This window comes from Rhodococcus opacus (assembly GCF_012396235.1).
Lineage (GTDB): Bacteria > Actinomycetota > Actinomycetes > Mycobacteriales > Mycobacteriaceae > Rhodococcus_F > Rhodococcus_F opacus.
The window spans coordinates 69,094-80,309 of sequence record NZ_JAAXPA010000036.1 but is presented as its reverse complement, the minus strand read 5'-3'; the positions used below and the strand labels follow the sequence as shown (position 1 = coordinate 80,309).

General features: G+C 66.2%; 11 protein-coding genes and 2 pseudogenes. 8 read left to right on the top strand and 5 right to left on the bottom strand.

Annotation, left to right across the window (positions count from 1 at the left end; translation table 11 throughout):
- Window positions 1-225: 225 nt before the first annotated feature.
- The 3 genes from HGB39_RS33395 to HGB39_RS40035 all read left to right on the top strand — a co-directional run bounded on the left by HGB39_RS33395 (window position 226) and on the right by HGB39_RS40035 (window position 4,669).
- Window positions 226-1,776: an FAD-dependent oxidoreductase gene (locus HGB39_RS33395; RefSeq protein WP_043793384.1), complete on the top strand. Its 1,551-nt coding sequence runs from the start codon at window positions 226-228 to the stop codon at window positions 1,774-1,776.
- 14 nt (window positions 1,777-1,790) lie between these two features.
- A complete protein-coding gene (locus HGB39_RS33390; RefSeq protein WP_043793385.1) occupies window positions 1,791-4,166 on the top strand; it encodes an FdhF/YdeP family oxidoreductase in 2,376 nt (791 codons plus the stop codon).
- Between the two features lie 122 nt (window positions 4,167-4,288).
- Window positions 4,289-4,669, top strand: a complete 381-nt coding sequence (locus tag HGB39_RS40035) for a DMT family transporter (RefSeq protein ID WP_081276428.1) — start codon at window positions 4,289-4,291, stop codon at window positions 4,667-4,669.
- On the opposite strand, the gene HGB39_RS33380 is transcribed toward HGB39_RS40035, so the two are convergent.
- Window positions 4,642-5,409 (bottom strand): hypothetical protein, encoded by a 768-nt coding sequence (locus HGB39_RS33380; protein ID WP_005572895.1) that lies wholly within the window; start codon window positions 5,407-5,409, stop codon window positions 4,642-4,644. The genes HGB39_RS40035 and HGB39_RS33380 overlap by 28 nt on opposite strands.
- Window positions 5,410-5,541: 132 nt before the next feature.
- Between HGB39_RS33380 and HGB39_RS33375 the strand changes: the two genes are divergently transcribed.
- Window positions 5,542-5,787, top strand: coding sequence for a sigma factor-like helix-turn-helix DNA-binding protein (locus tag HGB39_RS33375; RefSeq protein WP_005572894.1), 246 nt, complete (start codon window positions 5,542-5,544; stop codon window positions 5,785-5,787).
- Window positions 5,788-5,908: 121 nt separating this feature from the next.
- Entirely contained in the window at window positions 5,909-6,217 is a 309-nt protein-coding gene (locus tag HGB39_RS33370) for an antibiotic biosynthesis monooxygenase family protein (RefSeq protein ID WP_005572892.1), read from the top strand.
- Between the two features lie 268 nt (window positions 6,218-6,485).
- On the opposite strand, the pseudogene HGB39_RS33365 reads toward HGB39_RS33370, so the two are convergent.
- Window positions 6,486-6,698 (bottom strand): annotated as a pseudogene (locus tag HGB39_RS33365) (aldehyde dehydrogenase family protein); the annotation flags it as partial.
- On the opposite strand from HGB39_RS33365, the gene HGB39_RS33360 reads away from it, so the two are divergent.
- Window positions 6,633-6,791: a hypothetical protein gene (locus tag HGB39_RS33360; protein ID WP_155755947.1), complete on the top strand. Its 159-nt coding sequence runs from the start codon at window positions 6,633-6,635 to the stop codon at window positions 6,789-6,791. The pseudogene HGB39_RS33365 and the gene HGB39_RS33360 overlap by 66 nt on opposite strands.
- Before the next feature lie 4 nt (window positions 6,792-6,795).
- Here the strand turns inward: HGB39_RS33360 and HGB39_RS33355 are convergent.
- Window positions 6,796-7,943: pseudogene (locus HGB39_RS33355) on the bottom strand (serine hydrolase domain-containing protein).
- 58 nt (window positions 7,944-8,001) lie between these two features.
- Entirely contained in the window at window positions 8,002-9,237 is a 1,236-nt protein-coding gene (locus HGB39_RS33350; protein ID WP_005572886.1) for an APC family permease, read from the bottom strand.
- A gap of 76 nt (window positions 9,238-9,313) precedes the next feature.
- Between HGB39_RS33350 and HGB39_RS33345 the strand changes: the two genes are divergently transcribed.
- On the top strand, window positions 9,314-9,943 hold the full coding sequence (locus HGB39_RS33345) for a TetR/AcrR family transcriptional regulator (RefSeq protein WP_005572884.1): 630 nt from the start codon (window positions 9,314-9,316) through the stop codon (window positions 9,941-9,943).
- A 6-nt stretch (window positions 9,944-9,949) separates the two neighbouring features.
- Window positions 9,950-10,300: a hypothetical protein gene (locus tag HGB39_RS33340; protein WP_081276429.1), complete on the top strand. Its 351-nt coding sequence runs from the start codon at window positions 9,950-9,952 to the stop codon at window positions 10,298-10,300.
- An 84-nt stretch (window positions 10,301-10,384) separates the two neighbouring features.
- Here HGB39_RS33340 and HGB39_RS33335 read toward each other — a convergent pair whose 3' ends face one another.
- The gene (locus tag HGB39_RS33335) at window positions 10,385-11,113 is read right to left on the bottom strand and encodes a GntR family transcriptional regulator (RefSeq protein WP_081276430.1); all 729 of its coding nucleotides are present in this window, start codon (window positions 11,111-11,113) and stop codon (window positions 10,385-10,387) included.
- Between the last annotated feature and the right edge of the window lie 103 nt (window positions 11,114-11,216).

The following is an 11,216-nucleotide window of genomic DNA, read 5'->3' as shown; positions in this document are numbered from 1 at the left end:
CGACCGCCCCACCGTGTTCTTCGAACTCATCGAACGCCACGGCTCCCTCGGCTTCGGCATCGGCAACTTCAAAGCCCTCTTCGAAGCCATCGAACGCGAACAAGCCGCCCGCGGAAACTTCTGAGCGAGAGGATCACTCCGCGAGACCGGTGAGCGGGAACCTTCGTCGACGATTGTGCGGCGACTTTCCCGCCGGATCGGTGCCGTCGCGAATACGATGACGCCATGAGCCCTACCGAGGCAGTGGTGGCCGGTGCCGGTCCGACCGGGCTCACGCTCGCGCTGGAACTGGCGCGACGGGGCGCGGAGGTGCGGATCCTCGACAAGTCGCCCGAGCCGTTCGCAGGTTCGCGGGGAAAGGGATTGACCGCGCGCAGCCAGGAAGTGATGGACGATCTCGGCATCGTCGACGAGATCGTCGAGGCGGGGTTCCGGCACCTGCCCAGCCGGGTCGCGGTGCGCGGCCAGGTGGTGCGCGACAGCGACCCGCACGCGGACCTGAGCCCCACGCCCGATCGGCCGTACGACGGCGGTCTGATGATCCCGCAGTGGCGGACCGAGCAGATCCTGCGAGAAAGACTGTCGGAGTTCGGGATCGACGTGGAGCGCGGTGTCGAGGTGGTCGGCTTCGAGCAGACCACCGACAAGGTGACCGTCCGGCTCGCCGGCGGCGGGACCGTCATGGCGCGCTACCTGGTCGGCTGCGACGGCGGGCGCAGCGCGGTGCGCAAGGCGCTCGGGGTGTCGTTCGAGGGGACGGGCGGCATCGAGGGCATGCTCCTCGGCGACGTGTCCGTCGACGGGCTGGTCCCCGATCGCTGGTACCAGTGGACGCACCCCGAGCGGGGGTTCGTCGCGTTGTGCCCGTTCCGTGGAATCAACTCCTGGCAGTTCCAGGGAGTGCCGTTCGCGGACTTCGACGAGGAGGGCAACCTGCCCGAACCGTCGCTCGAGTACTTCCAGCGGGTTCTCGACGACATCGCCTGCGGCCCCGGCGTGCGATTGTCCGAACCGACGTGGCTGTCCACCTGGCATGTGAACGTGCGGATGGTGGACCGCTTCCGCGACGGCCGGGTGTTCCTGGCCGGGGACGCGGCCCACGTTCATCCGCCGTCCGGTGGGCTCGGGATGAACACGGGAATCCAGGACGCCTACAACCTCGGGTGGAAACTGGCTCTCGTCCTGGCCGGCTCCGCGGACCCGTCGCTCCTCGACACGTACCAGGAGGAACGATTGCCGCTCGCGCGCTGGACGCTCGGGGTGAGCAGCGCGGGACTGCAGAAGGTGGCCTCGAACCTCGGGCGCGAGGACTCCGAGGGGTTTGCGGGCGCGGTGACCGAAGACGGCCAGCAACTCGGTCTGGGCTACCCGTGGAGTTCACTGTCGCGGGATGGGGACGTGACGACGGGTCTGCGCGCCGGAGATCGCGCACCCGACGCGCCCTGCCTGAGCCCCGACGGCACGCCGCTGCGACTGTTCGACGTGTTCCGGGGGACACACTTCACGGTCCTCGGGTTCGGCGGCGGCTCCCGGCACATCCTGCAGACCCTGGCCGAAGATGCGCCCGACGACGTGAAGTACGTGGTGGTGGGCGATTCCCGCGGTCCCGGCGTGGACGTCGTCGACGACCGCGGTTTGGCGCGCAGCGCATACGGGGCACACGGTGGCACGCTGGTGGTGGTGCGGCCCGACGGGTACGTCGCGCTCACCGCCGCGGCCACCGCGGCCGACGACGTCATCGACTATCTCGGTCGACTGGTGGGGAGGTCGCCCTGACGAAAGGCTGAATGATGCGACACACGGACGAGGAACGGGACTACGACGAGGCCGATCTCGAGGTGCGGCCCCCGAAGGACCACGCGGCAGGCCCGACCGCTGTCGCCGTGTCGATGAAGCGCGCGCTCGAGCACATGGGCGTGGTCCGTACGGCCGAGACGTTGCTGCAACTGAACCAGGCCGAGGGGTTCGATTGCATGAGCTGCGCGTGGCCCGATCCGGAGCCGGGCCACCGGCACGCCGCGGAGTTCTGTGAGAACGGCGCCAAGGCGGTGGCGGAAGAGGCCACCCGCGACCGCGCGACACCCGAATTCTTCGCCCGCCACAGTATCGCCGAGCTCGACTGCCACAGCGAGCACTGGCTGGGGCAGCAGGGCCGGATCACGCATCCGATGGTGAAGCGGCCCGGAGGAACGCACTACGAACCCATCGAATGGGACGAGGCCTTCACCCTGATCGGGGATCAGCTGAACGCCCTGGACAGTCCGGACGAGGCGATCTTTTACACGTCCGGCCGGGCGTCCAACGAGGCGGCGTTCGCGTACCAGCTGTTCGTCCGCGCGTTCGGGACGAACAATCTGCCCGACTGTTCCAACATGTGTCACGAATCGACCAGCATCGCGCTGCAGGAGTCGATCGGCATCGGCAAGGCCAGCGTCACGATGGACGACGTCTATCAGGCGAAACTCATTGTGCTGCAGGGTCAGAATCCGGGAACCAATCATCCGCGGATGTTGTCGGCGCTGGAGAAGGCCAAGCAGAACGGTGCGAAGATCCTCTCGATCAACCCGCTCCGTGAGGCGGGCCTGGTCAACTTCAAGAATCCGCAGACGCCCCGCGGCATGGTGGGCCCGGGCACCGACTTGTCCGACATGCACCTGCCTATCGCACTGAACGGCGACCTGGCCCTGCTCCAGGCGTTCGGCTCACTGCTCGTCGAATGGGATGCCCTCGATCAGGAGTTCATCGACCAGCACACAATCGGATTCGAGCTGTGGAAGCAGCACGTCACCGACATCGACTGGGACGTCGTCACCCGCACGACCGGGCTGTCGCGGGAACAGATCACCGACGCGGCCCGGCTCCTGCGGGATTCCGACGCCACCGTGTTCTGCTGGGCGATGGGACTCACCCAGCACCACAACTCGGTGGCGATCATCAAGGAAGTCACCAATATCGCTCTCGCCCAGGGGAACATCGGAAAACCCGGTGCCGGGCTGCTGCCGGTGCGCGGGCACTCGAACGTGCAGGGCGACCGCACGATGGGAATCTGGGAGCGTCCGCCGCGGCACTTCCTGGACGCGCTCGCGAAGGAATTCGACTTCGATCCGCCCCGCGAGAACGGTTACGACACCGTCGATTCCATCCGGGCGATGCGTGACGGCAAGGCGCACTTCTTCCTCGGGCTGGGCGGCAACTTCGTCCAGGCCGCCCCGGACACCGACGTCACCGCCGCCGCACTGCGCAAGACCCGGATGACGGTCCACATCTCGACGAAGATCAACCGCTCGCATCTCGTGTGCGGTGACACCGCCCTGATCCTGCCGACGAAAGGCCGCACCGAGCAGGACGTCCAGGCCGGCGGGCCGCAATTCATCTCGGTCGAGGACTCGACGTGCTCGGTCCACGCCTCCCGTGGTCCATTGAAACCGGCCAGCCCGCACCTCGATTCGGAGGTGGGGATCGTCACCCGCATCGCGGAGGCCACGATCGGCGACCGCTACGGTCTCGAGTGGAAGAAGATGCGGGACGACTACGCGAACATCCGCCTGCACATCTCACGGGTGGTGCCCGGTTGTGAGGGGTACGAGGTGAACGTCCGGCGACCGGGTGGATTCGTTCTGCCGCACCCGCCGCGCGATTCCCGCACGTTCCCCACCCATTCGGGGCGCGCCGAATTCGCGGTGTCCCCGATCGAGGTGCTGCAGGTGCCCCCGAGGCACGTGATCCTGCAGACGATCCGCAGCCACGATCAGTTCAACACCACGATCTACGGGCTCAGCGATCGCTACCGCGGAATCGAGGGCGGCCGTCGCGTGATCTTCCTGCACCGCGACGACATTGCCGCCCTCGGATTCGATGATGGCGACATGGTCGACCTCTTCACACACTGGGCAGAAGACGACCGCGTCCGCTGCGCCCACGACTTCCGGATTGTCGAATACGACACGCCCCGGGGTTCGGCCGCCGCCTACTACCCGGAGACCAACCCGCTTGTCCCACTCGATTCCACGGCGGCCGGCAGCAACTGTCCCACGTCGAAGTCCGTCGTCGTCTCCCTGGAACACGCCGGCAAATACAGCGCCGAATGCCCGCCGGAGGCGAGCCAGGACGAGGTCGGATCGGACCGATTCCACAAGTCGACCCCCCAGCCGAAGCATCTCTCCTGACGTGAGTGGCATCGTGTGCCCCGGCACGCTTTCCCACTCACCTGCGCAGGTGAGCGGCGATGTGTCCGGGAGTGCGCTTCGGCGCTCACGTCTCGGGGCGAACCGGACATTCTGCACTTACAGTGAATGACTGTGACCGACTCCGTGCTGTCGCTGTTGTCGCGTTGCCGCTCGGTGCCCGGTTCTCCGGGCGCACGGTCACACGCGCCGACTGGCTGTGGGCGTCCGCCCTCACCGCGGCGATCGCGGGGCAGTCGGCCTTTCAGGTCGGAGCGCTGCAGGCGTCGCTCCCCGCGACCACGGTGATGGAACCCCTCGTGGCGTCGCCGCTCGGTTTCGTGGTGCTCGGCGAATACCTCGACGCCGACCGGAAGGTGACCGCCGTCCTCGTCGTCGCCCTGATCGCCGTCGTCATGGCCGCGGTGGCCCTGGCGCGCGGAGCCGCCGTCGTGGAGGACACCGGCACGGATCCGGCTCAGCCCCTGTCCCGATCGCGCAGATAGCCCGCCAACGGTTCGTGGCGTTGTATGCGTGACATTGCGATTCGACGTGCCGCGACCCACATCAGCGCGGAGATGACGACGGCGAGGGCGACGCACAGAGCGAAGTCCGCGGTGCCGATCCGCGTGTGCACATCTCCCGGTCGCACGAGGCGCCACAGCACGACCGGGACCATGGCGATCGCCACCGACAACGCCGGGAACACCCCGTACGGCACCACCAGCAGGATCAGCCACCGGACGACGACGGTGCGCCACCGGGCGCGTTGCTCCCACCGCCACCGCAACGACCGCTGGTGGTACGGGAAGAACACCCCGACCAGACTCGACCCGGCAAGTGCACCGAACGGGCACAGCGCCACCGCGACCACCACCACCGCCGTGAACAGCCAGTCCTGCTCGACGACACCCACGGCGATCGCGATGGTCGCGCAGATCGGGGCGATCAACATCCACAGCGCCACCGCCTTGGCGGCGAGCAACGCACCCAGCGCGTCCCGGTCGTCGAGTGCGGCGAGAACGCGCTCGCGGTCCGGTGCCAGCACGTTGGTGGCGGTGACGTCGGCGTACATCCAGCCGGCGAGGGCCAGAGCGAAACCCGACGGTCCGGTCCACTCGAACAACCAGTTCCGGGGGAGCAGGAACCAGGCCCCGATCATCAGGACGGCGTTGAACGCGACGGTCGCAAGGGTGTCGGCCGGGTTGCGCCAGATCCTGATCCACTCCGCGCGAAGAGCGGCCATGCCGTTCAGCGTAAAGCGTCGGGCGGACCGTCGTAGCCGTGTCGACAGGATCCCGGACGGTCGGGACGCCGGTCCCTTCCACCTGGGACATCGGGTCGGCGACAGTGGTGCGATCCGAGAGAAAGGCCTGTCGTGACCATCGACGACGAGGACGCGGCCGGGGCCGTCACCCTGATGGACAGCCTCCCCGACCGCCACCGGACGGTGCTGCGACTCCGGCTCGCGCACCGCCTCCCGGCCGTCGAGGTGGCACGCATCCTCGGGACGAACGTCGAGGCCGTACTCCTCCTCCAGCATGCGGCACTCAACCTCCTCCGGCGGCAACTCGCCGCCGGGGCGGTGGTCGACGGCGACCGTCCGGCGAGCGGATGGCAGTGATCGACGCTGCGGGATCCCGCGGTGCCGCCTCTTTCACGTCGTCTCGGCGGTGTGCCGCCGCATTCGTGGAGTTTGCCGACCCACAGGTTCATTCTGAGGAGGGTCGGAAAGGAGAGCCACAATGATGACAATCATCACCAGAGTTGTGCTTCGCGACGAGGGTGCCGGGCGATGGGACCGCGCAATGCATGAGCGGGTTGCTGCGGCGCGTGAAAAGCCGGGGTGGATTTCAGCGCAACTTCTCAAGGGGGTCGATGAGCCACTCGAGCGCGCCATCGTCGGTGTCTGGGAAACGAGAGAAGACTGGTCGGCCTGGCATCATGACGAAGCCTTCCGCGCCACTCGTGACGAGCTTGTGGGACTTGAAGCCGGCCAGATGGATTCCACGTGGTTCGAGGTGGTCCAGAACACTGCGACTGAAGAAGACTGATCGGGGTGTCGGTAGCTACCGGCTGGAACAGTGCACGTGTGGTCCGGGCGTGCTGATCGAGCCGCGCCCGGACCACCAGGGATCCGGTTGTGCCGGACTTTCGGTTCGGCGGTGCAGATCCGGATTCGTCGAAGCATGCTCCGTTGAATGTTCGATGAAGTGAAAAGGATTTCCGTCCCTCACGAACTCGTGTTCGGAATGTGACGCTGCTACACCGCCATCCATGCGTTGGCATGCGCAACGGCATGGACGCCAAGGCTGCAAATTCTCATATCGTCGCCTGCCCGCCCCGCAGGTACACCGTGGTGGTGTGGGTGAAGAACTCCCGCGCCGAGCGGCCCTGCTCCTTCGGACCGTATCCGCTCTTCTTTGGGCCGCCGAACGGGACGTGGGGGTCCGCGCCGGCGGATTCGGAGTGAATGTGCAGGATGCCGACGTCGATGTCATCGATGGCGTCGAGGGTGCGGGTGAGGTCCTGGGTGGCGTGTTTACCGAATCCCGTCCGTTGGACAGGCGGACGTGCGCGGCCTCCGCGGCCGTGGACCGGGGGCGTCCGCCCGCCCTGACGCTGTGACCGTTCAGCCCAACGCTGCGGCGACCGCTTCGGCCGCGGCGAAAGCGGCGTTGTCCAGTTCGTCGTTCACCGGTGTCGGGCAGGACGACAGTTTCACGACGACGACGCCCCGATCGATGTCGATGTGGATGAACTGACCGTAGATTCCCAGACACAACAGCACACGCCGATCGGGGTGGGGAATCCAGAACTGATTTCGGTACATCCCGCCCGGGAACGGCGCTCCGGTCGGCGATTGAGAATATGCCTCATGCGAATCGGGCGCGCCACGTAGGGAATCGTCGATCCAGTGCAGCGGCACGACCTGTTCGGCGCCGATGCGTCCGCCGCGGCGGAGCATCTCACCGAATCGCGCAACGTCCCGGAGCGTCGCGGCGAGGCCGCCGTCCGCGAAAACGGCTCCGGCACGGTCTACCCCGGCGTCCAGGTCGTCGGCGGCGAACTTCGACCACACGAGCCGCGACAGCAGCGCCGGCATACGGTCGGCGGCGGCGCGTTCGCACACCCAGCCGAGTACATCCGTTTCGCACGATCGGTATTCGAACGGGCCGCCATGGGGGCGAGCCGCTTTCAGCATCGGAAGGAACTGGTAGAGCGACGGCGGTACCCAATCGTCGACGCGCGGAATCCAGCCCACGGCCTGATCGAGGTGCCGCACCTCGGCGCCCGGTTCCAGGTATTCTTCGGAGAATCGGATGCCGGAACGCATGTCGAGGATATGGCGCACGGTGGCACCCGCGTAGCCGGAGTTCGCAAGCTCCGGAATGTACTCGGTGAGGGCGGCTTCCGGGTCCAGCAGACCGGCTGCGATCAAGTTCGCCGCGACGGTTCCGACAATTGACTTGCTGACCGAGAACAGCATGTGCGTCCGGTCGGGTTCGAGGTCTCCGGGGTACAGCTCGGCGCGGACGCTGCCGTTGTGGAGGACCATGAATCCGTCGGTGTAGGTGCGTCGAGTATTGAACGGAGCGCTTCGGTGCCGACGGGGAGATCGAGATCGAGCGGGTCGCCGTCGGTGAGTCGCAGTGGCGCCGATCCGGCAGCCACCTGTGCCGTCGGCACGACTTGCCGCATTCGGCCGAAGGTGTACCGGTTGATCGGTGGGTTCTGCCAATCCGCAAGGCTGACAATCGTCTTGGTGTCGTCGATCATTTCGCGGCCTCGCTGCTCTGTTCGGCGGCGACGATGACCGCCTGCTCCTGGGTGAAGCTCATTCGGGCGTCGGCCGGCGGAAGCCGCGTGTGAGCCAGACGAGGTAGACGATTCCGATTGCCAACCAGGAGAGTCCGGAGATCAGTGCATGTTCGCTGAGCTGGGTGATCATGTACAGCGTCGCGACGGCGCCGACGAGCGGCATGACCACGAAGCGGACTGCACTCAACTGCCGTGCGGCGTAATTTCGCAGGTAGTACACGATGACGCAGAGGTTGACTGCGGTGAAGGCCGTGAACGCGCCGAAGTTGATGAATCCCGTCGCGGTTTCGAGCGGCATGTTCATACCGAGGAAGCACATGCCGCCCGTGACGAGCACGCAGAACACGAGAGTCCGGGTACGGCCGTTGAGCTTTCCGAACAATCGGCGAGGAAGAACACCGTCGCGGCCCATGATGAACAGCAGACGGCTCGAGCTGAGCTGGACGGCCAGGCAGGATGCCGATCCTGCGATGATTCCCGCGAGATTGGTCCAATCGGCGAAGAACTGACCGCCGACCTGCACCGACATCGCGTACGACGCGGCCTGCGCATCGTCGAAGATGTCGCCGGGGTGGACGAGCTGCATGACATATGCCACGACGAAGAAGATGACGCCGCCGATCGAGACGATCCAGATGATGGCCCGGGGGATGTTTCGCGCGGCGTCCTTGGTCTCCTCGGCGAGTGTGGTCACCGCATCGAAACCGAGAAACGAGTACGCCGCGATCGCCGCTGCCGCGGAGATGCCGGCGACCGTGCTGTTGGAATTCCAGAACGGTTCGCCGTAGGAGGCGACCGGATTGCAGACGAGGAACCTGATGCAGTACGCGAAGAAGAGCAGTACCAAGAAGGTGGAGACGGCGAGTAGCAGCCGGTTGAGACGATCGGCGAGTGCGATCCCGATGACGTTGATCGCCGTGGTCAAGCCGGCGTTGATCAACATCCACAGCCAGATCGGAACCGCGGGGAACTGTGCGTTGAGCAGGATCGACTGCGCCAGCCACGCGACCATCGGCAAGAACAGGTAGTCCAACAGGATCGCCCATCCGACCAGGAACCCGGCCGCCGAGCCGAGGTTGCGGCGGGCGTAGAAGTACGCCGAACCCGAGACCGGGTAGATGCGCGCCAGCCGTGCGTAGCTTAGTGCGGTGAGCAGCATCGCCCTGATCGCGACCAGAAACGCCGTGGGCGCGGTGCCGGCACTGACGACCGCGATGACGCCGAAAATGATCATGACCAGGCTCGGTGCCATGTAGGACACCGCTCGCGCCACACCGCCGGCGCGGACGACGCGGCGTGAACGCAAGGGGCTGCAGCAGGAAGCCGCGGTGAAGGCCGCCTTCGAACTCGCTCAGCGTGACGGCGCAGCCGGGTTGACCATGCGTCGCCTCGGCGAGGAACTGAAGGTCGATGCGACGACTCTGTACCGGCTGTTCCGCGACAGGGACGAGTTGCTACTGGCCGTCCACGACCATGCGACCGCGGTCGAACTGGAGGAGATCGGGGAGGTGCCCGACAGCGAGCACTGGCAGGACACCTTGCGGCGCATCGCCGATCGGATCTGGGCGACCGCGGTCCGCTCACCTGCCATCGCGGCGCTGACGTTCGCCCGCAGCACGGGCGGTCCGGCAGAGCGCCGAATGGTCGAGCTGATCCTCGAGACGTTCGCGAGGTCGGGCCTATCACGCGAAGCCACGGTCCGGTACTACCGGGCATTCGCCGACGCCACGCTCGGGCTCGCCGGGCAGGTCGCCGTACTCGCCACCCTGGCCCCCGAGATCCAGGCGAAGGACGCCGCGTCATGGACGCGCATCCACGCGCATCTTCCCGACCCCGAGTATCCGACGGCCCGCGCCCAGATCGCGGAGCTGACCAGCATCGATCGTCGGACGATCTACGATCTGGTGGTCGAGGCTGTGCTGGCGGCCGCCGAGCGCGAGAGCGCCGAGTCCGCCTAGCGAATCGTGAGCGGGCTCGAACGACACCGTTCGTTCCGCCACAACACCCATGGGGTGGTGAGCGATGCGGACGCGGATGCCGTCATCGAAGCCGTGTACGACCGCGAGCACGCCGACGACATCGGTGGGTGCATTACCGAGCGGACCAGTTCGTATCGGACGGCTTTCCTCTGCCCAGCGGCTCCCCTTCTTGGCAGTGCCGAGTTCCTCCAGGTCAATCCCCCCGACACCCCCCCGCCTACCTGCGTGGCGTTCGGCTCGGCCAGGTTCATCGCGAACTCGATTGCGGCGCAGCGGCTCTGCCACCGATATCGCGGCGACGTGGAGTTCTTCCATTCCGGTCGGTTCGCTCAGTAATACCGAGCGCGGTTCGGATTCCTACCCTCGGAAACGGTGCAGCGCGCACGGCGCTGAGAACGGAGACGGGCGACAGACCGCGGATCAGCCCGCGTTCGCCGCGTCGTCAGCATCCCACAGCCCGCGCTGCTCGAGTCCTTCGATCAGGTGATCCGCGCCGTCCAGAATGTGTGATTCCATGAGAGTCTTTGCTCTCTTGCTCGCGTGTTTGCGCAAGGCTTCGATTAGGGCGGGATGCTCCTGCTGCGTGGTGGTGATCTTGCCCTCGATGGTGGCGTAGAAGCGGTCCGGAAGATTCGTGACGACGGAGCCCAGGAGTCTGGCGAGGCGAGGAGAGTCCGCGGTCAGGTTGATCTTGCGGTGGAACGCGTGACCGAGGGAGGCGACACGTTCCGTGTCGCCCTGGGCAATGGCGTCCTGGTGCTGCTGGAGGATTCCCTCGAGTTCGGCGATCTGCTGGGGGGTGATGTTCTTCGCGGCCCTGTTAGCCAGTTCACCGGCCAGTTGCGCCTGAGCCCAGAAGAGGTCACGCACGTCTTGCTTCGTGAACGGGGCCACGACGAAGCCTCGACGGGGGACCAACTCGACGAAGCCTTCGCTCCGGAGTGTAAGAAGCCCCTCGCGGACGGGCGTCGTGCTGACTCCCACGGCTTCGGCGATCCGCTCGATGCGGAGGAAATCGCCTGCACGCACGTCGCCGGAAATGATCATCTCGCGTACATACGAGGCAACTTCCTCCGGAAGTTGCTGTCGCCTTGATCTGTCATGCAGCGGCATCGGCGGTCGCACCTTCCCGGATATGAGACTAGACATAATATACCGTCAGTCTAGTGTGATTGCGATCTTGTGAAATGGGGCGGTCGCAGGCCTTCAATTTAGTTGCGCATCTAGTCGACCGGCCGTGGCCTGGGTGAAC